Origin of the sequence: Bacillus shivajii (genome assembly GCF_020519665.1) — a bacterium.
GTDB lineage: Bacteria > Bacillota > Bacilli > Bacillales > Salisediminibacteriaceae > Bacillus_CA > Bacillus_CA shivajii.
The window spans coordinates 529,500-556,091 of record NZ_CP084703.1; the positions used below are offsets into that span (position 1 = coordinate 529,500).

The following is a 26,592-nucleotide window of genomic DNA, read 5'->3' on the forward strand; positions in this document are numbered from 1 at the left end:
AAGTGTCATCACTTAGACAAGCTGTGGGAGAAATGTACCTGCAGCTTTTTGTATAGGAAGAACTTGTTTTTGATTTCCAAAAAAGTCCTAAATTCTATCATGAAATCATACACATGTTTTGGTATAGTAGAATTATATATTTCGAGAATCGAACATTTTGGCTAACTAATAAGGGAATCAGGTGAAAACATGAGTAAAATTCCACATAAATGGCTCGTATTAATTTCTGTGTTACTTGGTACATTTACAGTCATTTTAAATAACAGTATGTTAAATCCAGCTGTTCCACATATCATGGAGGTTTTTGATGCCGATGCTGTTTCGGCTGGTTGGGTAATTACGATCTTCATGGTAACCATGGGGATTACGATGCCACTTACAGGTTTTTTAAGTGATAAGTTCGGAAAGAAGGAAATGTATTTGTTTGGCGTTTCCCTCTTCTTATTAGGGTCTCTATTAGGGTCGTTTTCATGGAATCTATCATCACTCATTTTTTTCCGTGGGCTTCAAGGAGTCGGTGGCGGATTTATTATGCCCCTTTCCATGGTGTTCATTTTCCAAGTGTTCCCGAAAAAAGAACGAGGGATGGCGACTGGGATTTGGGGAATTGCAGCGATGATGGCACCAACGATTGGACCTACATTAGGTGGTTTCATTATTGAACTTGGTACATGGCAATGGTTATTCTTATGTAATATACCGACAGGTCTTTTAGGATTAACCTTTTCAATGCTTTATCTAAAGCGAACGAAGCGAGCAGACAATTTGAAGTTTGACCGAAGCGGGTTTGTCACAGTGACCCTTGGAGTTGGGGCGATCTTACTTGCTTTAGGGCGAATTAGTGAACTCGCGCATTTATATGACCCACTGAATATATCGTTATTGATCATCGGGGCTATTGCATTGTATTTCTTTGTGAAAATCGAAAACAAAACAGAACAACCTTTACTAGATCTATCGATATTTAAAATTAAAGCTTACGCATACAGTGTTTGGGTCGCAATTATTAGTTCAATTAGTTTGTTTGGTGGAATTTTTCTCATCCCACTGCTTGTACAAAATGTGTATGGTTACGGAGCCATTATGACAGGTCTTGTCTTTTTACCAGCAGCTTTACTCGCAGGAATATTTATGACGGTAGGTGGGAGAATCCTTGATAAAAAAGGACCTTCACTTGTCGTAACAAGTGGTCTTATTTTTTCAACGGTTGGAACGCTTTTATTCGGTTTTATCGACTTACAAACGGCGATTTGGGTATTGTTTGTACTTAACGCCATAAGAGGTATAGGGATGGGCCTTAGTACAATGCCAGCAACAACTACCGGAATGAATGCGATTCCTGAGAAGTTCATATCACGCGGATCTGCGATGAATAATGTATTAAGGCAAATGAGTTCGGCTTTAGGTATTGTGTTTATATCCGTTTACTTTGAGGTTCGTAGAGCTCAAGTTATGGCAGCAAATGGTATGACGCTTGAAGAAGCAAGCATTCAGGCAATTACAGAAGGGTTTTTAGTCATTGCAGTACTAACACTAATCTCTATTCCAGCAGGGTTATTACTAGGTAAGGAATATAAGAAGCAACAAAAAGAGGAAGAAATGAAAGCGAAAGTAGTAAATGAATAAAAGGATAGGGCGTCAAAGTTGTTAATTTGTTTACTAGTGATAAAAGAAGAGGCTGACGAAATTGTCAGCCTCTTCTTTTACGTTAATAAGCATCATATTTTTCAAAGCGCTTTTCTAAATAGTTTTGTAGAACAGTCATCACCGAACAGATCCCCCAATAAATGAGGGCAACCAAAATAAACATCGTCATATAGTCCATTTCTCGCCCAGCAACGATCCGAGACATTTGGAAAATTTCCGGTACGGTAATCATTGCCGCAAGTGATGAGGCTTTGATTAAATCGAGCATCACATTTGAAAGCGGGGGGACTGCGATACGAAACCCTTGTGGCAAAACGACTTTTCGCATTGTCATCCAATAAGATAACCCGAGTGATCTCGCTGCTTCCCATTGTCCTTTTGGAACAGCTGCGATCGCAGAACGGTTAATTTCAGCCATATATGCAGCACTATTTAAACTAAAACCTATGATCGCTGCGGTAACTGCATTAAACTGAATCCCGATGTAAGGAAAGCCGAAATAGAGTAAAAATAGGATGATTAGGATTGGTACACCGCGCATAAACGAGATGTATGTTCTAGCAGGCCAGCGAAGCCACGCTCTAGAGGAAGAGCGTGCGATCGCTAAAAATAAACTAATGACTAGTCCTATGGCCAAACTGACGAGAGAGATAAAAAGCGTGTACCAAATGCCTTGCATGACATACGGGAAGGATTCAATTGCTAATTGTGGATCGAAAATGTATTCCCATTGTATCTCTCTCATAAAGATTCTCCTTTATTATTCGTCAGCAAAGTCAATTTCCGGCTCTTGTGATACATCTTGCCCGCCGAAAAATTGCTCGGATAGTTCTGTAATTGTTCCATCTTCAAGCATTTCATTAATGACACGGTTTAAGTTTTCTTGTAGTACAACATGATCTTTTTTCATAATCATTGCTTGGTTATTAGGATGGAAAAATAGATCAGGGTGAATAACAACATCAATTTCAGGTAAAGCTTCGATCGCTAGTGATTGTAAATAATAATCGTTCATGACAACATCAAGACGACCATTTTCGATGTCACGTAAATATGTGTCGTTTGTGACATTTTCATACGTAACTCCTTCAGCACCATGCTCTTCTGCAATCTGCATATAAATCGTTGTTGCTGCACCACCATGACGCTTCCCTTCAAGGTCTTCTAATGTTTCGATTCCAGAGTGATCATCTGGGCGAACGATCATCGACCCATAAGAGAACTTATAAGGATCTGTAAATAGGAAGTCTTCTTCTCGGCGTTCATTAATATCAATATCATTTACTGCAAAGTCAACTTGACCACTGTTAATAGACGTTAGCATCCCGTCAAAACCCATTTCGGTAAACTCAACATCAAGGTCTAAGCGCTGAGCCGCTTCACGAGTGATTTCAACTTCGAATCCAGTTAAGCCTTCTTCATCTGAATGAAACGAAGTAGGGTAGAGCGTTCCAGACGTAGCAACGTTTAACACGCCACGTTCTTGTATTTCATCCCACTGGGACGTTTCAGCACTTTCATCAGTATCCTCGCCACATCCAGCTAAAACGAATGATACTGGTAAGATTGCAAGGATAGACACTTTACGGAATTTCTTTAAAAATTGTTTCATTATGTTCCTCCTAGATAGTAAGAATTCATGTTGTGCAATAAAAACATAGCACGTAATGATTGAGATAAGCAACGCTCATATTCTAGAAACTAAGAAGTAAAAATCTTTTGTAAATAAGGGAAGGGTAAAAAAAGTGCCAGGAACCTGGTAATCATTTTCCAGGTGCCTGGCACTCAGTATATTATTTCTTTTCTTGTTGTTGTTTCTTTGCGATGCCAAAAAATCGAAAGGCAATCATATAGTCAATTGCTGCAACTGCCATTAGGATAATTGTAAAAGCGTCCCAGCCTTCAGTTCGGTTATTTTGCTGGATGGCAAAAATAACAAAAAGAGTAGCAATGAAAAAGTATAAATATCCAGTAAATCGCGGGTTTTTTCCCATTAAAATAATCCTCCAATAATCATTTGCATTTGTTCGTATTGATCAACGATACGTTGGATCTGTTCACCGAAAACGACTTGAATTAACATAACAAAAGAGTTAATTCCTACGTGAGCGATAATTGGTACAATAATTCGTTTCGTTTTCCAATAAAGGTAAGCAAAGACAACACCCATTGCTAAATAAACGAGTAAATGTTCAAAATCCCAATGAACGATAGCGAAGATAAAGCCACTTAATAATGCAGAAATCCAAAAACCAAATCGTTTATACAAGCTTCCGAAAATAACCATCCGGAAGACAATTTCCTCCATGACTGGAACTAAAACTGCTACAACAATCATTAACCATGGAACAGCATTAGCCATATCAACTATTTGTTGTGTGTTTTCTGATCCTGGTTCAATATCAAGAACGAGCATTTCAATTAATGCCGCAACATACTGAGCAGCAAAAGCCATAAATATACCAAGGATAGACCATAAGATTGTTGTACTAATATCTGCTTTGTCGCGCATAAAATGTTCATCTGGTCTGGACGTCACTGTTAAATAGACGATAACCACAAACCCAATGGAAAACGTAATTAATAAAGCCATTCCGAACAGTTCTTCTGTAGATCCGGAAAAACCTGTACTAAGTAATATCGGGATCGTTACAAGCGAAGTAGCAAGTTGCATAACAACGAACGCTATAAGTATGAGCCAATATCGTTTTGTCAACGTACATATCTCCTTTATAAAAAAATAAAATGAGAATTCATCATGTTGCATATAGTTAACCGACGAACGTATGACGTTTATATACAATCATTGAAGTCTTCTTAATTGAACAACTAAACTTTATTGTACCATAATATACTCATGTTGTAAGAATAGAAGAATCGCTTGATCGGCCAATAATAGTATGTATATTTTTTCCTGCGAAGGTTGATAGTAGAAGAGGGATTGTTAACTCCTTTGTTAGTATATAGCAAGAAACGTTACAAGATATGATTTATTTTTCATGATTTTTTCTAGGCAAAAGGGTTGCAAAAAAATCTATGTTTGATTATTATAATAATTGTGTTAGCACTCATCAATCTCGAGTGCTAATAATCGACAAACAAATAACGCATATCAGCACAAAAGCTGTTTCATGATGAAACAAAATGTGGCTGAAATGCGGAAATAAAAATTTAAAGGAGGGTGTTTTCCTTGTTAAAACCATTAGGTGATCGTTTAGTCATTGAGTTGGTCGAGCAAGAAGAAAAAACGGCTAGCGGGATTGTTCTTCCAGATTCTGCGAAGGAAAAGCCGCAAGAAGGAAAGGTGGTTGCAGTTGGTACTGGTCGTGTAACTGAAAGCGGTGAGCGAGTAGCACTAGAAGTGAAAGATGGAGACGCTGTTATCTTCTCTAAATATGCAGGCACTGAAGTGAAATATGAAGGCAAGGAATATTTAATCCTTCGTGAAAGCGATGTATTAGCTGTTATTGGCTAATCGCGTACAGATTACCTGACTTTCAAATTAAAAATAAAACGACTACATAAAAACAGGAGGTAGATTAGGCATGGCAAAGGACATTAAGTTCAGTGAAGACGCTCGTCGTTCCATGAAACGTGGTGTAGACGCATTAGCTGATGCAGTAAAAGTAACGCTAGGACCTAAAGGTCGTAACGTCGTACTTGAGAAAAAATTCGGATCTCCGTTAATTACAAACGATGGTGTAACGATTGCTAAAGAAATCGAACTTGAAGATAACTTCGAAAACATGGGTGCAAAGCTTGTATCTGAAGTAGCAAGCAAAACGAACGACATCGCTGGTGACGGTACAACAACAGCGACTGTTTTAGCACAAGCAATGATTTCAGAAGGTCTTAAAAACGTAACTTCCGGTGCGAACCCAATGGGTATCCGTAAAGGGATTGAAAAAGCAACAAGTGTTGCTGTTGAAGAGTTAAAGAGCATTTCTGAGCCAATCGAAGGGAAAGATTCTATCGCACAAGTTGCTTCGATCTCTGCAGCTGATGAAGAAGTCGGTCAGTTAATCGCTGAAGCAATGGAACGCGTTGGTAACGACGGTGTTATCACTGTTGAAGAATCTAAAGGATTCGGAACTGAGCTTGAAGTTGTTGAAGGTATGCAGTTCGACCGTGGATATGCATCTCCATACATGGTCACTGATTCTGACAAAATGGAAGCCGTTCTTGAAGATCCATACATCTTAATTACTGACAAGAAGATTGGTAACATTCAAGAAGTTCTTCCTGTACTTGAGCAAGTTGTACAGCAAAGCAAGCCAATCTTAATCATTGCTGAAGACGTTGAAGGTGAAGCGTTAGCAACATTAGTTGTAAACAAGCTTCGCGGAACATTCAATGCAGTAGCTGTTAAAGCTCCTGGATTTGGTGATCGTCGTAAAGCAATGCTTGAAGATATCGCATCATTAACAGGCGGTGAAGTGATCACTGAAGAATTAGGTTTAGACCTAAAATCTGCAAACATCACTCAACTTGGTCGTGCATCGAAAGTTGTTGTTACAAAAGACAACACAACAATCGTTGACGGAGCTGGAGATGCAGCAGAAATCTCTGCTCGCGTAAGCCAAATCAAATCTCAATTAGAAGAAACAACTTCTGATTTCGATAAAGAAAAACTTCAAGAGCGTCTTGCTAAGTTAGCTGGCGGTGTTGCAGTTGTTAAAGTTGGTGCGGCTACGGAAACAGAAATGAAAGAAAAGAAACTTCGTATCGAAGACGCACTTAACTCTACTCGTGCAGCAGTAGAAGAAGGAATCGTATCCGGTGGTGGTACGGCACTAGTTAACGTGATCAATGCTGTAAAAGCAATTGAAGCTTCCGGTGATGAAGCAACAGGTGTTAACATCGTGCTTCGTTCATTAGAAGAGCCTGTACGCCAAATCGCTCAAAATGCAGGCCTTGAAGGCTCCATTATTGTTGAGCGTCTAAAAGGTGAAAGCGTAGGAGTAGGATTCAACGCAGCAAATGGCGACTATGTAAACATGGTTGAAGCTGGTATCGTTGACCCTACAAAAGTAACTCGTTCTGCACTTCAAAATGCTGCGTCCGTTTCTGCTATGTTCTTAACAACAGAAGCTGTAGTTGCTGACCTTCCAGAAGAAGAAGGCGCTGGCGGCGGCATGCCTGACATGGGCGGCATGGGCGGCATGGGTGGAATGGGCGGCATGATGTAATAATGCCATCTGAAGCTTGATGTGATAAGCTTCTTAACACCCAAGTGCCCTCAAAGGTACTAAAAAGGTACTATAAAGTCTAATTAGAGGTCATCCATTAGTTTTTGAAACTTTTGGATGGCCTCTATTTTCATATCCTTTGTAACGTGTAAATATACATTTCTAGTTGTTTTTTCATCGATATGCCCCAGTCTCTCCATAATGATACTTAATTCAACTTCAGCTTGTGCCAAAAGTGAAGTGTGAGTATGCCTTAAACTATGTGGTGTAAAACTTTCGGGAAGGGATGAAAGCTTTAAAATTCTTCTCATTCTATTTCCGACTTTTTTAGGATTCCATGGGTAACCTGCGTGATTGTCAATTAGTGTAAAAACAAATCCTTCTTCATTGTAGTTCGCTCCTTTTCTGAGTTTCACTTTATTTTGGAAGTGTAGGTGACTCTTCAACTCCTTTAATACATTATTATCAACAGCGATTTTTCTTACCGATGATTTAGTTTTAGGTGTTAATATTTTGTATTGTTTTGCATTATTTCTAGGGTTGTAATATGTCTTTGTAATATTTATGGTCGAAGATTGAAAGTCAATGTCGCTCCACTTTAATGCGCACAATTCCCCCACGCGCATCCCACTATGTGATAATAGGAGGAATATTGTATAGTCTTGATCTAGTCCTTTTTCTTTTGCGGTATTTAGGAATAATTTTAACTCGTCTAATTCTAGATAATTTGGAAGATCAGAGTTATTCTCAATGTCTTCAACTGTTGCTACATCTTTAGGTATGTACGCAAACTCCGTAGGATCTTTTTTTATAAGTTCTAACTCGATTGCTTTTTTAAAGATCATTCTTCCAGTTCGGTGTACTCCATCTAAGGTGTTATGAGCAAAGCCACGTTTTTTTAATTCATTTAATGCATTTTGGTAAATATTCCGAGTAACTTTTGTTAACCTTATCTGTGCTAGGTAATCCAATAACCTCTTGATTTCGTGATTCCTAACTCGAATTGTGCTTTCTTTAACATTTCCTGTATTTTGATAGATACCTAACCATTCATAAGCAAACTCTTCAAAAGTAACGGGTGTTTCCGATATATAGGTTCCATTATCAATATCATCGACTATCTCTCTTGCTTTTTCCTTTGCTGCTTTTTTTGTTTTAAATCCACCTTTTTTAACTTGGTGTGGTTGTCCAGTCTGCGGATTGATACCATGGCTAAGTTTAAAGTACCAGGTAGCATCACACCTACATTTATTATTGCACTTGCAGTATGGTTTGAAATAATATCCTTTCATTCATTTAAACCTCCTACTATTGATTTAAAGTACGAATTATTTGCACTACTTCACCTGTAATTGAAATGTCATCTTTATAAAATATCTCTGTATTAAAGTCAGGGTGGAATGGTATTAGCAAAATTTCTTCATTTATAAATTGAATCTTCCTAATAACTTCATCTCCATTAGGAAGAATGATTGAGCAAATTTTAGTATCATAAATATAACTTCTTAGCTCATCTTCCTTTTTGCATATCACAACATCTCCATTAAATAAACCAATTCCTTGCATGCTGTTATCTAATACACTTAAGGCGAAAGCATGGTGATTTCCAATCAATTCAGGTTTTACAATTTCGTAATTAGATTCATTCTCAGAGATGGTATTGTTATAATGCATAACTATTTTGTATATTCTTTCATTAACTTCTTCGTCAGTTACGATTTCTGTTGAGGAATCTTGAGTATTATAATAGTCAATCTCATTTTTTACTTCTGGTAACGTATAAATTTGTTGAATATTACTATATAAATTGATTTGAATATTTAAGTTTTGGTTTTCAAAAAACTTAATAAAAGAAGAAGCATTTTTGACAACATCGCGGTTACCTCCAACCTCTTCTAACTCTTTTAATTTTGCCTCAACAAAGGGAAGAAACTTATCATCTTTACTCATCTTTTTAATCAGATCAATGGTTAACTCTTCAATCATTGAAATAAACTCGTATTTAGAGTATTTATCATGCTTTTCTTGTTTAATACTCCCCTCTAAATATCCTGACATTTCCATCAGGTCTGCATAAGTTATATCTGTTAAGTGTTTAGAAAAGGCTTTTAGGGTGTCTGGCCTTGCTTTTTGAGTACCATTTTCTATTTTAGCGATTGATGCATTACTGACTCCTGTTACTGTTGCAAACTTTCTTTGGCTATCATAGCCACTTTCTTTCCTTAACTTTGCTATTAGCTTTCCGAACTGTTTGCGATCCATAAAATACCTCCCAAGTTATCTTACTTTTATTATAAACCATTTCAAATAAAAACGAAACACACTATTGACAAAAATGATCATTTTGTATTATTGTTTCGTTAACGAAACACGAAACACTTTCACGTAATTAGATTGTGTTATTGTTATGTGTTAATTAAACGAAACAAAAACGGAGGGATTATTATGAAAAAAATGGACGAACTTCCGGAGATCTTAACAGCAAAACACATTGCGGAGTATCTAGGAATATCAAGGAGAAGGGTTTATGAGTTATTTCAATTAAAGCCTAAGCATGGAGGGATACCGAATTTTGACATTGGTTTTTCAAAAAGAGTTTATAAGGAAGACCTAAAAAATTGGATTGAAAATCGAAAAGAGGCTAAAAAGTTAGGGATTTCTTAAATTAAAGATTTGGTCTAATAGGAAGAGGGGGGACCCTCTTTCTATTAGATGAAAATCTAAACATGGTGGTGGGTTGCTTTGACTATCAAAGGTTACAGTTCTTTAAGATATAGACATAGAAATATATTTGACAGAACGCATCAATTACACGTATCAGTAATGGGAAATGAGATGAAAAGAAAATATAGTAGAAAGAATATTGAAAGTGTCAAATTAAACGTTAAGGAACAGTGTCTTAATGTGAGGTTTAAAAGTGGTGAGTTGGTTAAATATTTTTTTGATAATACATGGGGATAAAATTAAGCAAGTTGATTCCCCTTAGTTTGAATACCGTTAATTAACTAGAGTTGCTTGGTGTAGATACTGTGTGAAGCATTAAATATCGGAAATGAGGGGGTTTTCGGAGAAGAACTAATGCGATTAGCTGTGGTTCAGCATGCTTAACTTCTCCACTTATAGGAATAGTTATTGTGCATGGTTTTACACGGTGCTAATACGTAAGGGATGAAAAATATGGGGAAATTAAAAAGAGCAGTTATTAAAGAAGAGTTAATTCATATTACAGGTAATTTTAAATTGGCAGTTGTCCTAAATCAGATGATTTATTGGTCTGAGCGAGTTAGAGACTTTGATAATTTTATCGTAGAAGAAAAAGCACGTAATGAAATCAGTGGAGATGTGCATCTAAGGAATGGTTGGATATACAAAAAGGCTGAAGAGTTAGTAGAAGAAACAATGGTTAACGTTAGTCCAAAGGCCATGCGAGATTATTTAAAAAAACTAGTACAAATGGGTTTTCTCGATGAAAGGGATAATCCGAATTATAAATGGGATAGAACTAAACAGTATCGTGTCAACTTAATAAAAATCCAGAATGCTCTATTAAGTAAAGGTTATTCGTTAGAGGGATATAAAATAGAAATTTCGGATTTATTTAAAGTAAGCTCGAACTTACAAAATGTAAAAAGGTATGAACATGAGGTAAAAGCAATACCAGAGATTACTACAGAAAATACAACAAAAAATAATATTAAAGAAAAAAACAAAGAAATCTATGAAAATGTTATTAATTTTTATAGGGAAAATTTCAATCCAAAAACAACCTATGAAGAAGAGAGATTGTTAAATTGGCTGAATAGTCATTCTTTTGATGAACCGATTATGCTAGTTGAGTTAGCTATGAATATAGCTTTAAGTTATAGGGCGAATAATTTTAGTTATGTTAATAAAGTTTTGACTAATTGGAAGGAAAAAGGAGTAAAAACAAAAAAGCAGGCTGAAATAGTTATTGATCAATTTAATGCTAAAAAGGAAAGGAGCTTTAAAAATGAAAGAGATTCAACAATACCAAAAGAACCTACTTCCAGACCGGCTGAAGATGATGAGAGAGAAATACTCAACAGACGACGAAAACTCTATTGTGAATCAAGGGAAAGTTAAACTTAGTAATGTTAGTGATGCATGCCCATTTAGGGAATGTGATGGTTCGGGATGGGTGTGGTATAAGGACTGGGCGTTACGTACCGAGCCAGTCAGAGATGAGTGGAAAGAAGAATGTAAGTGCAACCAATTGAAACTAAATAAACTTAAAATTAGCCATTCTAGTGTACCTGAGGTTTTTAAGGATGTTCGTTTCAGTGACTTTAGTCTTGATGTATATAAAGAGGAGGGAAGGGAGTATGCTGAATTAGCAAAAAATGCAGCTGAAAAATTTGTTTTTGACTTTTCTTCAGTTCAGGATACAAGGAAGGGGATTTATTTAAAAGGTAAAGAAAAAGGTAGTGGTAAAACTCGACTATTGTGCAGCCTATCAAATGAATTTAACTCAAAGCATCCAAAACTATTAGCTGTCTATAAAACGGCGGAGGGGATTCTTGAAGAGGTCAAAGAAAAAATTAATCAAAAAAGGAGTACAAACCCTGTTTTTGAATTCTATTCTAATGTTGATTTATTAATAATCGATAATTTTGGTTTAGAAATGCACAAATATACTGAGTGGGCTGATAATTTATTTGCAAAGATTTTAAATACAAGGTTAGAAAATAGTAGGATAACATGCTTTGCTTCGAATTCTTCAATTAAAGAACTTGACGATATTTATAAAAAAGGGAAAATTCGAAGTGTAGTATCAGATATGGCTATAGAGGTACCAATGCCAATTCAAGATGTAGGAAAAAAAATTGCTCAAAATGAATCTTTGAGAGCCGAGAGAATTTTGTTCTCCAAGTGATAATTTGGAACAAAGTATAATCCCTTAATGAAAAGTACCCTATGGAGATGGGAAAACTTCTATCATAAAAGGTGATTGTTCTTATGTTTTTATTTACCTTGAATTTAAAATGATGCAGGTATTCGAACAGCCCAGTGTTTTAGGTGAAAATGTAATACAATATATTAAGGGTATATAGTACAAAGTCCCAATAGGCTCTACTCTATTGGGACTTTGTTTGGGTGTTGATTTTCAAGGGTTTTCAACATCCCATTTACTTGTTCCAAAAATAAGTGTAAAATAATAGTAAATATATCCTAAAATGAGGTGATATTTTGAAGTATGGTTATGCGCGTGTTTCAAGTGTGGATCAAAATATGGATCGTCAACGATCATCTCTAAGAGAAGAAGGTTGTGAGACAATCTTTGAAGAAAAAATGAGTGGAGCAACAACTGACCGCCCAGTTCTTCATAAATTGTTGTCCGAAGTAACTGATGGGGATGTTATTGTAGTACATAGTTTAGATCGGATTAGTCGTTCAACTGTAGATCTACTCCAACTAGTTGATGAGTTGAAAGGACGAGGAGTGGCTCTACGTTCAATAAAAGATACATGGTTTGATATGACAGATGAAAACCCCTTTTCAGAGTTTTTGTTAACAGTCATGTCCGGTTTGTCTGAATATGAACGTAAAATGATTCGTATGAGACAGCGTGAAGGAATCAAACAAGCAAAGATTAAAGGGAAGTTTAGAGGTCGGGTAAAAAAATATACGGACGAGCACCCTGGTATGAATCATGCAATAGAGTTGTATGAAAAAGGTGATAAGACTGTAAAAGAGATTTGTGCAATTACCAAAGTTAGTAGGAGCTCGTTCTACCGTGAATTGAGGAAAAGAGAGGAACAACAATACATTAGTGAAAAATAAAGGAGAATATGAAATGGTGAACTTTCAAGATAAAGTGAATTTTTTATGGACAATTGCAGAAATATTAAGGGGACCTTATAAGCCTGAAGACTACGGTAAAGTAATTCTACCGATGGCGGTTTTACGCCGTTTTGATAATGTTTTAGAAGATACCAAAGAGGACGTATTAAAAACTTATGAACAATTCAAGCATTTACCTGAGGAAGCAAGAGACGAAATTTTGAACCGGAAATCTAAGCAACTCTTCAACAACACGAGTAACTACGATTTTAAGAAACTCCTCAATGATTCAGATAACATTGCGGAAAACCTTCGTGATTACATAAATGGTTTTTCAAAAGTCGCTCGTGAGATTATCGAGTATTTCGACTTTGATAAGCAAATTGAAAAGATGGATCGTAATGATCTTCTATACCTAACAGTAAAACGTTTTTCAGAAGTTGACTTACACCCTGATGTCGTCTCGAATCTTGAGATGGGATACATTTTCGAGGAATTGATCCGTCGTTATTCAGAACATGCTGAAGCAGGGGACCATTACACGCCTCGTGAAGTGGTTCGCCTCATGGTAGGATTGATGTTTAATGATGATGACGACATCTTAACGAAACCAGGAATCACACAAACGCTCTATGATAGTTGTGCTGGTACGGGTGGCATGGGGTCCATCGCTCAAGAATATTTAAAAGAAATGAATGAATCTGCTGAGTTAGAATTTTTCGCTCAAGAGATAAACGAAGAGTCGTTTGCGATGTGCAAGGCTGATACACTGATTAAAGGCGAAGAAGCACAGAATATTAAATTTGGTAATACGCTAACGCGCGATGCTTTTCCAACAGAAAGGTTTGACTACCTCATCACAAATCCACCGTATGGTGTTGAGTGGAAGCCGTCAGAAAGAGTTGTTCGTGAAGAACATGAGAATTTAGGGATGAACGGACGTTTCGGTGCTGGTTTACCTCGTATTGGTGATGGTCAATTGCTGTTCTTGCAACATCTAGTATCGAAAATGAAGCCTGTCAGTGATGAGAATCCTAAAGGCTCTCGATTAGCAATCATTATGAACGGTTCACCTTTGTTTACAGGGGATGCTGGTAGTGGAGAAAGTGAAATTCGTAGCTACATGATTGAAAATGACCTTGTAGAGGGTATTGTCGCTATGCCAACAAGCCTTTTTTACAATACGGGTATTTCCACGTACATTTGGATTTTAACCAACCATAAATCTGCATGGCGGAAAGGAAAGATACAACTCGTAAATGCAGTGGATTTCTATCAGAAGATGCGCAAGAGCATGGGAGAAAAAAGACATGAAATTTCACCTGGGCAGATCGATGAGATTATTCGTATTTATGGGGAGTTTAAAGAAAACGAAAATGTAAAAATCTTTGATAACGAGGATTTTGGCTACCAAAAGATCGTAGTTGAACGACCGCTGAAACTTAATTTCAAAGTCGATGAAGAACGAATCGAACGTTTGCATGAGCAAAAAGCGTTCCAAAACCTTGCAAAATCTAAGAAAAAAGGTGAAGCAGGGCTAAAAGAGGGAGAAGAAGGCAAGAAACAGCAACAGGCAATCATCGAAGCATTACAGACGTTGAATGATGAAACATTATATAAAAACCGAGAAACGTTCATAGAGAAACTAAAAGCAACGTTTACGAACGAAGGAATAGTGATGAAAGCACCATTACAGAAAGCGATTCTTGCAGCACTATCGGAGAAAGATGAAACTGCCGACGTATGTGTGAAGAATAAAAAAGGTGACGCGGAACCTGATCCAGAGTTGCGAGATACAGAAAACGTACCATTAACACAGAACATTCATGACTACTTTGAACGAGAAGTATCGCCACACGTACCCGATGCTTGGATCGATGAAGAAAAGACGAAGATTGGTTACGAAATTCCGTTCACAAGGCACTTCTACAAGTATCAAGAACTCAGACCATCTAGCGAAATCAAGGCAGAAATTCAAGAACTCGAAGCAAGTATCTTAGAGAAGTTGAAGAAGGTGATGGTGTGAAGAAAAAAGTTAAAAGATATCCCTCATATAAAGAAAGTGGGATTGAGTGGATTGGTAATATTCCTGAATCTTGGGAGGTAAAGCCACTCTACGTGTTATTTAGTGAATTGAAAAATAAGAATTTTGGAAATCTGGAAACTAATGTGCTTTCCCTAAGTTATGGAAATATAGTGTCGAGAAATGTTGAAACTAATATGGGGCTTTTACCTGAGTCCTTTGAAACATATAACATTGTAAATGAGGGAAACATTGTTTTGCGTTTGACTGATTTGCAAAATGATAAAAAAAGTCTTAGATGTGGTTACGTAAAGCGTAAGGGGATTATTACTTCTGCTTATACTACTCTCCAAAAGAAAAGAGAAGAATTCAATAGTTATTTCTATTACTTTTTACTACACTCCTATGATATAAGTAAGGTTTTCTATAATTTAGGTGCAGGAGTAAGGCAATCAATGAGTTTTTCAGACTTAAAAAGAATGCCATTATTAGTAATGAGTTTAGCAGAACAGACTCAGATAGTTAAATTTCTTGAAGAGAAGATCGCTGACATCGACTCTCTCATTACAGACAAAGAAAAACTGATCGAACTACTCGAAGAACAGCGTCAGTCGGTCATTGCAGAAGCGGTCACGAAAGGACTTGACCCGAATGTGAATATGAAGGACTCTGGTGTGGAATGGATTGGGGAGATTCCTGAGCATTGGGAAGAGAAAAGGATTAAGTACCTTTTCTCTGAAGTAAATGATAGGAATTTTAACGAAGAAGCGGAACTATTGTCGTTATTCACAAGTATTGGTGTTAGGCCAAGAAAGGATATGGAACAAAAAGGTAATAAATCACAAACTGTAATAAATTATAAGATAGTTAGAAAAGGAGATATTGTAGTAAATAAATTGCTTGCATGGATGGGCTCCATAGGCATCTCTAAATTTGATGGAGTTACAAGCCCAGATTATGATGTTTATAGACCGTTAAATAAAGATTTGGTAAATAAAGATTATTACCATTATTATTTCAGGAATTTTTACTTTAAGGGAGATTGTTACAAATATGGTAGAGGTATAATGTTAATGAGGTGGAGGACATATTCTGAAGACTTTAAGAAAATACTAGTCACTCTTCCTCCGATAGAAGAACAGAATCAAATTGCAAATTATTTAGATAAAATAAGTAATGAAATTGATTATTTAATAGATAACAACCTAAAAGTAATAAATAAACTCAAAGAATACCGCCAATCTCTCATTTACGAAGCAGTGACAGGTAAAATTGATGTTCGTGAGATGGTGGATGTAACCAAACAGGGGGAGGTGTCGTCATCGTGAGTATCGACATGAGTGAAAGAGGCTTTGAAGAGAACATTGAACAACAATTGATACAAGGAGGGTATCAACAGCGAGTGTTAACTGGCCCTGCTCTTGCGACTTTTCAGAAGTGGGCGATCGATCAAGAAACACTCTTTACGTTTTTTGAAGCGACCCAACCAAAGTCGATGGAGAGGTTAAGAAAAGCGTATAAAGAAGAATTTCAGTTCAAAGTCATGAATCGCATTGGTAAAGAGCTTAGTCGCCGGGGAATGATCGATTGCTTACGTCATGGAGTCAAAGACTATGGCGTCACACTCAAACTTGCTTACAACAAACCACCAACAGATATGAACCGAACGCTTATTGAAAAGTATAAACAAAACATTTTTACCGTTAGTCGCCAAGTCTATTATAGTACTGGAAGCCACAAGTCCATTGATATGATGCTCTCAATCAATGGGTTACCAATGGTAGTTATGGAGTTGAAAAACCAGTTGACGGGGCAAACTGTTGAAGATTCGATGAAGCAGTTTAAGAAAGATCGCGACCCAAATGAGTTACTCTTCCAATTTAAGAAACGTGCCGTTGTCTTCTTTGGAGTCGATACCGATGAAGTGTATATGACGACACAATTAAATAAAGACAAGACGTTCTTTCTTCCTTTTAATCGAGGTAACAATGGAGGAAAAGGAAATCCAATTGTGGAAGGTGATTACCGAACATCGTATCTATGGAAGGAAATTCTTCAACCTGAGAGTTTAATCGACATTCTCTTTCGTTTTGTCTATATCCAAAAAGAAAATATTCGCGACAGTAATGGTGATATTATTGACGAGAAAGAAGTCGTGATTTTTCCTCGCTTCCATCAACTTGATGCGGTACGAAAAATAGAAGCCGATGTGGTGGAACACCGATCAGGAAAGAATTACTTAATTCAACATTCGGCAGGGAGTGGCAAAACCAACAGTATATCGTGGTTGTCTCACCGTTTGGCAAAACTTCATGATGAAGAAGAACAACCGATCTTTGATAGTGTTATTGTTATTACAGACCGACGGGTGCTAGACAAGCAACTTCAAGATGCAGTTTATCAACTGGAGCATAAGGCGGGTATGGTCGAGAAAATCGATGAAGATTCGAACCAGTTAGCGAAAGCAATCCAAAACAAGACAAAAATCATTATCACAACGTTACAAAAGTTCCCGTTTATTCTTGATAAAGTTGGTGAATTCAGCCGTGGAAAGTATGGAATCATCATCGACGAAGCTCATAGTTCACAAGGTGGGAAGGCTTCATCAGCGATGACTGCCCTTCTTTCTGATATAACGTTGGAAGAAGCTTATGAACAGAGCATGATGGAAGAAGGGGAAGTAACGGATGCTGAAGAACGCATGATCGAAGAGATTGCGAAAAGTGGAGATCAGTCGAATATTTCCTTCTTCGCTTTCACAGCTACACCGAAACCAAAGACCGTGGAAAGGTTTGGAACCCCTGGAGAAGGTGGCACATATGAACCATTTCATCTTTACTCCATGCGCCAAGCGATTGAAGAAGGCTTTATTCATGATGTGTTAAAAAACTACGTTACCTATCAGACGTTTTATAAAATTGAAAAAAGCATTGAAGAGGACCCGGAAGTAGTGAAGAACAAGGCAAGCCGACAAATAGCTCGTTACGTCTCTCTTCACCCACATAACATCGCACAAAAAACAGAGATCATGGTAGAACACTTTCGAAAAGTTACTCGACACAAAATCAATGGACGAGCGAAAGCGATGGTCGTCACAGGGAGTCGCCTTCATGCAGTTCGATATAAGATTGCTTTTGACAAATACCTTAAAGCAAAGGGTTATACTGATTTGCGCACGGTTGTTGCATTCTCGGGGACGGTTGAAGATAGTGGAATCCCCTATACGGAAGCAGAATTGAACGAATTCAGTGAGAAAGAATTGCCAGAGAAGTTTCATACCGATGACTATCAAGTCCTGCTTGTCGCAGAGAAGTATCAAACAGGCTTTGATGAGCCATTGCTCCATACGATGTATGTTGATAAGCCCCTTGATGGGATTAAGGCAGTGCAAACTCTTTCACGCTTAAACAGAACGTGCAAAGGTAAGGATGACACGTTTATTTTAGATTTTGTGAATGATCCTGAGACGATTCAAGCAGCCTTCCAAACGTATTATGAGGTCACTGGACTGGGTGAAACAACCGACCCTAATATTCTTTATGACGTTCAACATGAACTCGATGCGATGCAAGTGTATACCGAAGAGGAAGTAGATGCCGTTACTAACCTTCAATACAGTGATCAGCCGGCGAAAAGCGCACGCTTTCAAGGGAAGCTTAATTCGGCCCTTGATCCTGCGGTGCAGAGATTTACTAACGAGCTTGATGATGAAAACCAAGATTACTTTAAATCATCAGCGATGAAATTCGTTAGAACGTATGCTTTTGTTTTGCAGATTGGACCTTTTTCTGATGTCGATCTACACAAAAGATTTATTTATCTGAGTTCACTATTGAAGAAACTCCCACGAAAAGCCGAAGACCCTGTATACCTTTCCGATGATGTTGCTTTAGAATATTACCGAAATGAAAAAACGTTTGAAGGAAGTATTTCGCTTGATGAGACTGGTGGTGAATACCTCATTCCAGGGCAACATGGAACTGCTGCAGGTGGAGAAGAAGAAAAAGAGCGTCTTTCCTCGATCATTGAAAGAATGAATGAACGTTTTGGAACCGAATTTACGCAATCGGATAAATTATCAAGAGACCAGATTGTTGAAGACATGAAAGCTGATGAAGATTTGGCACAAAAAGCTAAGAGCAATACTAAGGATAACTTTAAGTTTAGTTTTAATCGTACATTTATGGACTTTGTCGTAAATCGTATGCAAAACAACGAGGAATTCTTCATGAAGATCCTTGAAGATGCAGAGTTCAAAGAGTTTTTAATGGAAGATATGATTGATGAAGTTTACAATGAACTACGAGGACGCGATTAAGTACATTTGTAATATTTTAAGGAGTAGATTACGGTGGCAGACATAAAATATGAAATCATCGAACATCTCGGTGTATTATCTGAATCGCCGAAAGGATGGAAGAAAGAACTCAATCTCGTTATTTGGAATGGGCGTGATCCAAAGTATGATCTTCGAGAGTGGGCACCAGATCATGTGAAAATGGGAAAGGGAGTCACACTAATGGAAGAAGAAGTGGGAGAATTAAAAAGAATTCTGAATGAAAAGCAGGTATGATTTACAAAGTCTCAGGAGAATGAGGCAGAAAATGTTTCTTTCTCCTGTTTTATTATGGTTGTAATATTGGAAATAAAATCTATACTTGTATTATGTCCTCCATTTTTTTCTTTTGTTATAAGCATTTTTGTCGAATTAACGGAAGTTTTGTCGAATCGGTATTTTTTTGGTATCATTTGATACCGATATTGGATATACTACATTTAAGGGAGATGATGTTTTAGCGTGGCTACTGAAGAAGAAAAGAAAGCTTTTCTCCGTGAAGCTAAACAACTCATCTCTAGAGGCAAGAAAGACTTTATCAAAAGAACTTACAACCATCCATCTGGAAAAAGAGTAAAGTGGATAGAAGCTCTTCTTGATATAGGCGTAACTGGTGTCGATCAAATGTGGGATGAAACGTTAAAACTTACTCCAAACCATTATGAAGCTGGTCCTGTTATTGACAATGATAGACCTCATGACGGAAAAATTCTTTGGATTTTTAAAAAGGAAGTAAACGGTGTCTTAACCTACATTAAAATGAAAATCGATAACCGTGGATGTGTATGTTTATCTTTCCACGAAGACTGGTAATAATACTTTCAATATAGATAAAATAAATTAATAATGGGGGAAAATAAAATGGAGGACACTATGATGGTATCAACAAAAGTTAAGTTTTGTGATAACTGCCAAAGGGATGTTGAAGCTGCTATTGTTCAACGAAAAGCTTCATACAATTTCAAAGGTGAAACTTTTGAAATCATCGAACGTGTTTTACAATGTCCCTGTGGAGAAGACTTGTACGATGAGTTGTTGGACTCAGAAACCATGAAAACTCTAACTTCTTTGTATGAAGAACGTGTTAACCTTTCTTTACAAGATATTAAAGCTATTCGACAGCAGTACGGTCTGTCTATGGATTTATTTTCACGTATTTTGGGATGGAGTAAAGCTACAATTGCACGATATGAGAGCGGAAAATACATTCCTGACTCTTCACATATGCATGTATTAAAAGTTTTAAAAGAAAAGCCAGAAGCAATAGATGATTACTTTAAGTCAAACAAGCATAAATTTACTGAAAAAGAGCAAGCGAGGATTATAGAAAAATTAAAAAACACTGAGCAAAACTCAGTGGAAAAGGGATTAATTGAAGTATTAAATATAAATTACAAATTGCACGAAAAAACAATTGATTCAGGATATAGTTCCTTTGATTTTTATAAATTTATTAATATGATCTTATTCTTTACCCAAAACAGTGTACAAAAAACTAAACTAATGAAATTACTTTTTTATGCAGATTTCTTTAATTATAAACGGAATATGATATCTATTAGTGGCATGCCATATGTCCGTTTACCTTATGGACCTGTTCCAAAGGATCATGACCTACTATTGTCAACAATTGAAAAAAATGAGTTTATTGATATTGATTATGATTTCATTAACGAGTATACGTTTATTAATATTAAAGCACAGCAAGAATTTGACCCATCTGTATTTAACGAAGAAGAAACCAATATTCTTCATAGTATTAACGAGTTTTTTAAGGATTATGGTTCTGTTGCAATTAGTAACTATTCTCATGAAGAAGATGGTTGGAAAAACACTGCTGACAGAAACATTATATCTTACGACTTTGCAGATACACTGTCCATGCAGTAACGAGTACATGTTTAAAGACAAGTTAATTATCAACTAATAAGGTCGAGAAGGCAATGGTGCCACCATTGCTTTTTTTTTGATTTATAAAAAATCTTGCTTTAGTACAATATTTGAGATGAAGTGGGTATTTCTTTTTTAAAGAAAATTTTTATATAAGTCAATTTTAGTTAATTCTTTCTTAATACGGTTTATTGTACTTCTTGCGACTCCGGTACTTCTGTGGATATCCATCACACTTTCTCTAGCCTTTAGAACAAGTCTGTTTGAACATATGCCTATATTGATTTTACAACATATTAATATGTTCGTGCAGAGTGTACTTTTATTGAACAAAATTATGTTTAATTATTTAGTTTATAGTTTTTTATGTTTTTTAGACAATAGTTTCTCTCTGACGATCAGTTTCCTTAAGGTTTTGATGGTAATAGTTGGTCCTAGTAAAATTCAATTAAGTTGTGACAGAAAATAAGTTAATTCAACTTTTTTTTAGGTAAGTACTTAGAAAAAACAGACTCAATTGGAGTCATTTAGGAAAAGTTTTAAACATTCGTTTAAATATGATAGGTGCATAATAATTTTACTTGGGTCTTGTTATCCGTGTAAAGGATAACAATTATGTATGGAAATCTATAAAACAAATGAGGGGATATTTTTGTAAATATTTATTAATGTAAGAATAAGGGTTAAAATCTGTTAATAGGATTGAAATTCAAGTAAAATAGTTAATACATATCTTGCCAAATTTAGATAGGAGTGAAATTGTGAACTCAATTATAGAGCCGATATATAAATTTCTTTATAAAGGGTTCGGTTGCAACGCAAAGGAAACTGAAATAGGGAAGAAGGAAATAACTGGAAAAGAATTACATGTGCTATGCCAACATGTTGTCTACCGTCGTTTTGAGTTTGGGGTTGAAGATGCTTATCATTATTTGGATGACCCTAACCAAAAGTTTGCCCCATCTATAACTAGTGCGGAATATTATTATTATTATTTTCTGCAAGTATTGGTAGGGGTGGAAAGGTACGAGATACAAAGAATACGTCAATACTCCTTAAAACTTTGTGAATTATATGAACAACTAAAAGATACCCATATTGAAAAAGAGTGGAATATACGACAACAAATATTGAATCTGATGGTTACTGTACTTAACGAAGAAAAAATTGAAGACGGGAAACTAGATGATTTACTTAAATGTTCAGAACATATTCCACTGTTCTCGGTTGCTATTTATATTCATGGCTTTCTTGTAAGAAGTGAAAGTTTTGAAACAGCCCAATTATTACTTGAAATAGCAAAAAAAGAATCGAGATATGATAAGTACCTATCTACAATCTACTATATGAATGAAGGTTTTCATCACTATTTTAAAAATGAATATGAACTTACCTTAACGAGCTATCTAAAAGCACAGGAGGTTTTAAAAGAGGCTAAACTCGATGATTTAGAAAGAAAACGTTTAAAAGAAGAAATAGATTTAAACGTCCGAATGTCTGAGCAGATAGTAAAAACACAAAAAGATGCATTTACTCTTAATACAAATAGGCGAAAAATGGAAACAGTCCAAGGTGAATTGATAAATGTCGACCGACACCTAAAGAATTCTGATATTGAAATCCGAAATGAGTTATTTCAAAATTTTTTGTTGAGTAAGTCAGGGTTTAGGTCTTCAAATAATTTATTTAATGCAGATCGGAATTATAACCTTTCTGAACAATATTTTCAGATAGTAGGAAGTTTTAATGGTGTTATGAGTTTATCTACGGAGCGACTTAAAAATTATATTAATGCAGGTTATGCCCTTAATGATAAGCAACTTATCCGTATATCATTATATGATGCAGTAATAGTAAACAATGAAAAAGCTATTAGAAGTATTATTGAAGACCACTTTCCTTTTGAAAATAAAGAACAACTAAATGATTTCTTTATATGGTTATTCGTAGATAGGGAAGCCCGGCACTTTAAACTGGGTAGGATCTATACCCTTAATATAATGATGGACTATGTATCTACAGAGGACCTACACCTAGTCCTTAGTATACTACTTAAAACAATTAAATTAAATTATTCTTTTAATAAATTCTTTGATTATAAAAGACCGTCAATTCGAGGGTTAGGGAAGATTTTTGATAGATTGGATCAAAAAACTCAAGAATCAGTTTTAGATAAAATGTTTACTGAATATAATCATGGTGACGTACTACTAAAAAATGAAATAATAAGAGTGTTATCCAAAATCCCTTCATGGGAAAAAATCAGTCAACAATATCTAAAGATAGCTTCAGATAAAGTTAAAGAGTATCTAAAGGAAGAAAAAGAACACTCAGAATTGCTAATAAATGTGTTGGTCAAAATGAATAAAGACGCTGAAGAAGAGCATAGGAAGGAAATTGCCGATTACCTGGAAAAGAGATGGTGGAGTAATGATAAAAGTATTGTAATCATTTCAATGTACCCAGAGTTTTTGACTTTAATAAGTGAATCATCTTTTAACTCAATAGTGAACTGGGTAATAAAAGAGCTGGATAAAGAAATAAAAAGTAGATCGAGTGGAACAATTTCGTATGGTTATTATAGGTTTGGAGCCATACTAGCTAGTATACTATCAACAATAAGTGACAAGAAGCTTTTAGACGCTGCTCTACCAGTATTACTAAAATATGTTTCAGTTAAAACGAAGAAGCCAGAAGAACAATACGCAACTTTAAATAACCTAGGAATTTCAATTATTACAAATCCTTCTATATTAGCAAATTATGAAATAAAGAGTGACATTTTTCAAAGGTCATTAACTAAGGTTGATTTAATGGAAAAGAAAGGTCTATTTACTGGTTCAATGGGGAGCCAAGCGTCGGTATTTGTAGGTACAGTATTGGTTTTAGCTAGAATAAAGTTAACAGAAGAGGAACTATCAATTGTACTAGAGAGAATCATTGGAATTTTGCCAAGTTTAACAGATGAAGTGAAAGCTGAATGTGTAAAGTCATTAGGGGTTTTGTGGGATAATAATAGAGGAAATAAAGAATTATTACGTAGCACTGTACAACAAATGCTTATGGCATCAGGTGACGAAGATACTGGTGTAAAAGCAGTTTCAGCATATTGGCTACCGCAATTACTCCCTTTATTGACTGAATCTTCAGTCCATCTCCAGGATTTAGTGATTCAAACATTATTAAAACTAGTTAAAGATCATAACTTAATAGTGAGAATAAATCTAGCTGCTGGACTAAGAGATACTAGCTCTAAACACGAAGAAATAGCTAAGTTAAAACAACTCATAAAGGATGACATTAATATACGTGTCAGAAAAGAATTCACCTTAAAGAAGGTGAAAAAATGAAATTAAATTATCAACAACAGACATATCATCAAACTACTCACCTTAATGCTTGGTTAACTACATTAAGTCATTCTGCTACTGTCATGCTAAATATAGAAAGAAAAGATGTTAGTCATGATGCTACCTACGGAGAAATAAAAATTGATGTTAATGATATTCACTTTTCTTCTTTAATAAAAGAATGGGAAGAATATGGTGCAAGACTTAGATATTTAGATGAAAAAATTTGGCGAGATTTAGGTAATATTAAACTTATAGCAAGAGATTTTAATAGCTTTTCATTTTCTACTCAGGGCTCAATTCAAGACTATGAATTAGAAGAAGAAGATATTCAATCATTAGATGTTTTATTAAACGAAAATTCCATTAGAAAATTTGAAAAAACAGTAGTTGTTTTTGGAGCAGGAGCTTCCTTTAAATATATGCCAGATGGGAATCAATTGCTCTACGCAATGCTAAAAGAAAAAAGTCCAAGAGACGAACTTATTCAGTTTATTAGTGAAGCTTTTGGTAGTGATATTGACCGAGCTAAAAGCTTTCCTTCCTTCAGTCAAGTATTAAATTTTATTGAAATTGCTTTAGATCGGGAGGAAAATTTCAGTAGTCATATTACACTTTCACGTTTAAGAAAATTTAAAGCCGAACTTATAAATGATATGCGACAATTTATGAATAAATTAAACAATGGAGATCCAGAGAGTCAAGATTACGATCAACTTATTTATAATCTGAAACCTATTATTGAATCAAATAATGAAATTAGTTTTATAAACTTAAATTATGATATGTTCTTTGATCAGTCTTTGAAGAATCAATATTCTCCTGACAAAATAGATTATATTTTAAATTTTGACCAAGAAGGGGAAGAGGCTGATAGACAGAAAATAGATTTAGGTTCTAATAGGTTGCAGGTTATTAAACTTCATGGTTCTCTAGACTGGATGATTTGTCCAACCTGTTTTAGACCAAGAAGATTTGACAAATTAGTGGAGTCATATACAAATACAGATTGTAAGTATGATCATTCAAAGTTACAGGAATTCTTATTTCCTCCAATGCAAGAGAAGCATCAAGTACACAGTCATTGGTTGACACTTCAAACAAAAGCTGATGCCCTATTAAGGGAAGCAGACCGAGTTATATTTATTGGATACTCTTTGTCAGATGATGACTTATTATTTAGATTCAAACTTCAAAAACACTTATATAGAGACAAGCCGGAACAACGGGTAACGATTCAAGTTGTAGATAAAGAAGGTGAAATGGGAATGATGTCTAATTGGGTATCTAAAAGATACCAAGAGTATTTTGGCCCAATTGATTTCAGGCCAATTGGATTTACTAACTTTGCGAAAGTTCCTTTTTAGTAGGGAATTTTATAAGAATAGAAACAGATCAAAAAGGTAAGTATAAAAAACATAAATTAATAACGCAAAATTAAGATAAAAGATACAGAATTATTATTCTGTATCTTTTTTGTCTTTAGTACCATTCAAATTAGATACAGAACTCGATCAAAAAGTGTGTCAAAATAGATACAGAATTCGGTTTTACTCCAAGTAGTTGTAGTGGCATCATAGTAATTTTTCTAGGGTTCATTTAATAGATAAATTGTAATATGGTATATCCCCAATAATTTCAAATGTAGTTATAATATAGTAAAATACATTAAAGGTGGGAAAACTATGTTTCAAGATGAAAGGTTTGAAATTGAAGAGTTAATTAATGACTTGGAGCATCGGAATGCAATGAGATACCTCGATGAATTTGATAGGAAAGTATATGAGTATATAATTTATGTTGATGTGGAAATGGCAAAGAGTGCAAAGGACTTTGGAGAATATCTCGAGATGGACAAACAGAAAACTCCCATCGAGAGGGCTGCAGAACATTTTAATATGAATCCTTTTGAAATAAAGAATATCGCTAGAAGAGTTATTGAACAACTTGATGAACTTACGAAAAAAAATGGTTAATATTAAATGGGGTTTAAGAAATCCTTCGTTTGCAGCGGTTGAGAGCAAACATCTTACCTGATCTCACAAAATTAATAAAAGGTATAAGAAGAACTCTAAGTTAATGAGTTCTTTTTTTATGCTGAATTATTCAGTGTGTGATTAATAGCTTATTTTTGGTTGTAGTATTAATGGTATTGAGAGATCTTGTTCTGTAGTTAAATCTGTATGTTCTTTCTTTTAGGAACATTGTTAACAAAAAAGCCCTTAATATTAGCGTGTTAACGTTGTTAACGGTTGTTAACAGGTTGTGTGTACATAAAAAGTTAGAATTTGCAGTTCGTTAAATTGATTCGATTCAAATGTTGTATTTTCTGTTTGGACTGTCATTTAATTAGTA

Annotated in this window: 22 protein-coding genes; 16 read left to right on the plus strand and 6 right to left on the minus strand. The window is 35.5% G+C overall.

Features of this window, described 5'->3' with window-relative positions; all coding sequences use genetic code 11:
- Nucleotides 1-189: 189 nt before the first annotated feature.
- The gene (locus tag LGQ02_RS02665) at nt 190-1,626 is read left to right on the plus strand and encodes an MDR family MFS transporter (RefSeq protein ID WP_226516697.1); all 1,437 of its coding nucleotides are present in this window, start codon (nt 190-192) and stop codon (nt 1,624-1,626) included.
- A gap of 82 nt (nt 1,627-1,708) precedes the next feature.
- Here LGQ02_RS02665 and LGQ02_RS02670 read toward each other — a convergent pair whose 3' ends face one another.
- The 4 genes from LGQ02_RS02670 to LGQ02_RS02685 all read right to left on the minus strand — a co-directional run bounded on the left by LGQ02_RS02670 (nt 1,709) and on the right by LGQ02_RS02685 (nt 4,363).
- Complete coding sequence (locus tag LGQ02_RS02670) at nt 1,709-2,392, minus strand: amino acid ABC transporter permease (RefSeq protein ID WP_226516698.1); 684 nt, start codon at nt 2,390-2,392, stop codon at nt 1,709-1,711.
- 15 nt (nt 2,393-2,407) lie between these two features.
- Complete coding sequence (locus LGQ02_RS02675) at nt 2,408-3,259, minus strand: transporter substrate-binding domain-containing protein (RefSeq protein WP_226516699.1); 852 nt, start codon at nt 3,257-3,259, stop codon at nt 2,408-2,410.
- A gap of 181 nt (nt 3,260-3,440) precedes the next feature.
- Nucleotides 3,441-3,641 (minus strand): YdiK family protein, encoded by a 201-nt coding sequence (locus LGQ02_RS02680; protein ID WP_226516700.1) that lies wholly within the window; start codon nt 3,639-3,641, stop codon nt 3,441-3,443.
- Nucleotides 3,641-4,363, minus strand: a complete 723-nt coding sequence (locus tag LGQ02_RS02685; RefSeq protein ID WP_226516701.1) for a CPBP family intramembrane glutamic endopeptidase — start codon at nt 4,361-4,363, stop codon at nt 3,641-3,643. Before LGQ02_RS02685 ends, LGQ02_RS02680 begins: the two co-directional genes overlap by 1 nt.
- Before the next feature lie 474 nt (nt 4,364-4,837).
- Here LGQ02_RS02685 and groES point away from each other — a divergent pair, with 474 nt between their 5' ends.
- Entirely contained in the window at nt 4,838-5,122 is a 285-nt protein-coding gene (gene groES, locus LGQ02_RS02690) for a co-chaperone GroES (RefSeq protein WP_226516702.1), read from the plus strand.
- A gap of 70 nt (nt 5,123-5,192) precedes the next feature.
- Nucleotides 5,193-6,836 carry a chaperonin GroEL gene (gene groL, locus LGQ02_RS02695; protein WP_226516703.1) on the plus strand — a complete coding sequence of 548 codons (1,644 nt, stop codon included), beginning with the start codon at nt 5,193-5,195 and terminating at the stop codon, nt 6,834-6,836.
- A gap of 83 nt (nt 6,837-6,919) precedes the next feature.
- Here groL and LGQ02_RS02700 read toward each other — a convergent pair whose 3' ends face one another.
- Both LGQ02_RS02700 and LGQ02_RS02705 read right to left on the minus strand, forming a co-directional pair.
- Nucleotides 6,920-8,128, minus strand: a complete 1,209-nt coding sequence (locus LGQ02_RS02700; RefSeq protein ID WP_226516704.1) for a tyrosine-type recombinase/integrase — start codon at nt 8,126-8,128, stop codon at nt 6,920-6,922.
- Between the two features lie 16 nt (nt 8,129-8,144).
- Nucleotides 8,145-9,098 carry a helix-turn-helix domain-containing protein gene (locus tag LGQ02_RS02705; protein WP_226516705.1) on the minus strand — a complete coding sequence of 318 codons (954 nt, stop codon included), beginning with the start codon at nt 9,096-9,098 and terminating at the stop codon, nt 8,145-8,147.
- Between the two features lie 183 nt (nt 9,099-9,281).
- On the opposite strand from LGQ02_RS02705, the gene LGQ02_RS02710 reads away from it, so the two are divergent.
- The 13 genes from LGQ02_RS02710 (at nt 9,282) to LGQ02_RS02770 (ending at nt 26,213) form a co-directional block, all read left to right on the plus strand.
- On the plus strand, nt 9,282-9,500 hold the full coding sequence (locus LGQ02_RS02710) for a helix-turn-helix domain-containing protein (RefSeq protein WP_226516706.1): 219 nt from the start codon (nt 9,282-9,284) through the stop codon (nt 9,498-9,500).
- 513 nt (nt 9,501-10,013) lie between these two features.
- Entirely contained in the window at nt 10,014-10,940 is a 927-nt protein-coding gene (locus LGQ02_RS02715) for a DnaD domain-containing protein (RefSeq protein WP_226516707.1), read from the plus strand.
- Nucleotides 10,921-11,730, plus strand: coding sequence for a DnaA ATPase domain-containing protein (locus LGQ02_RS02720; protein ID WP_226516708.1), 810 nt, complete (start codon nt 10,921-10,923; stop codon nt 11,728-11,730). Before LGQ02_RS02715 ends, LGQ02_RS02720 begins: the two co-directional genes overlap by 20 nt.
- A gap of 356 nt (nt 11,731-12,086) precedes the next feature.
- Nucleotides 12,087-12,638, plus strand: coding sequence for a recombinase family protein (locus tag LGQ02_RS02725; protein ID WP_404802401.1), 552 nt, complete (start codon nt 12,087-12,089; stop codon nt 12,636-12,638).
- A 13-nt stretch (nt 12,639-12,651) separates the two neighbouring features.
- On the plus strand, nt 12,652-14,664 hold the full coding sequence (locus LGQ02_RS02730) for a type I restriction-modification system subunit M (protein WP_226516709.1): 2,013 nt from the start codon (nt 12,652-12,654) through the stop codon (nt 14,662-14,664).
- Nucleotides 14,661-15,989: a restriction endonuclease subunit S gene (locus LGQ02_RS02735; RefSeq protein ID WP_226516710.1), complete on the plus strand. Its 1,329-nt coding sequence runs from the start codon at nt 14,661-14,663 to the stop codon at nt 15,987-15,989. Before LGQ02_RS02730 ends, LGQ02_RS02735 begins: the two co-directional genes overlap by 4 nt.
- A complete protein-coding gene (locus LGQ02_RS02740; protein ID WP_226516711.1) occupies nt 15,986-18,979 on the plus strand; it encodes a type I restriction endonuclease subunit R in 2,994 nt (997 codons plus the stop codon). Before LGQ02_RS02735 ends, LGQ02_RS02740 begins: the two co-directional genes overlap by 4 nt.
- Before the next feature lie 33 nt (nt 18,980-19,012).
- Nucleotides 19,013-19,234 (plus strand): YdbC family protein, encoded by a 222-nt coding sequence (locus tag LGQ02_RS02745; protein WP_226516712.1) that lies wholly within the window; start codon nt 19,013-19,015, stop codon nt 19,232-19,234.
- Nucleotides 19,235-19,459: 225 nt separating this feature from the next.
- Nucleotides 19,460-19,810 carry a hypothetical protein gene (locus tag LGQ02_RS02750; RefSeq protein ID WP_226516713.1) on the plus strand — a complete coding sequence of 117 codons (351 nt, stop codon included), beginning with the start codon at nt 19,460-19,462 and terminating at the stop codon, nt 19,808-19,810.
- A 60-nt stretch (nt 19,811-19,870) separates the two neighbouring features.
- Nucleotides 19,871-20,887, plus strand: coding sequence for a type II TA system antitoxin MqsA family protein (locus LGQ02_RS02755; protein ID WP_226516714.1), 1,017 nt, complete (start codon nt 19,871-19,873; stop codon nt 20,885-20,887).
- A 761-nt stretch (nt 20,888-21,648) separates the two neighbouring features.
- Nucleotides 21,649-24,237 carry a hypothetical protein gene (locus LGQ02_RS02760; RefSeq protein ID WP_226516715.1) on the plus strand — a complete coding sequence of 863 codons (2,589 nt, stop codon included), beginning with the start codon at nt 21,649-21,651 and terminating at the stop codon, nt 24,235-24,237.
- On the plus strand, nt 24,234-25,604 hold the full coding sequence (locus tag LGQ02_RS02765) for an SIR2 family protein (protein WP_226516716.1): 1,371 nt from the start codon (nt 24,234-24,236) through the stop codon (nt 25,602-25,604). The genes LGQ02_RS02760 and LGQ02_RS02765 overlap by 4 nt, the downstream gene beginning before the upstream one ends.
- Nucleotides 25,605-25,922: 318 nt before the next feature.
- Nucleotides 25,923-26,213 carry a hypothetical protein gene (locus LGQ02_RS02770; RefSeq protein WP_226516717.1) on the plus strand — a complete coding sequence of 97 codons (291 nt, stop codon included), beginning with the start codon at nt 25,923-25,925 and terminating at the stop codon, nt 26,211-26,213.
- The last annotated feature ends 379 nt before the right edge of the window (nt 26,214-26,592 follow it).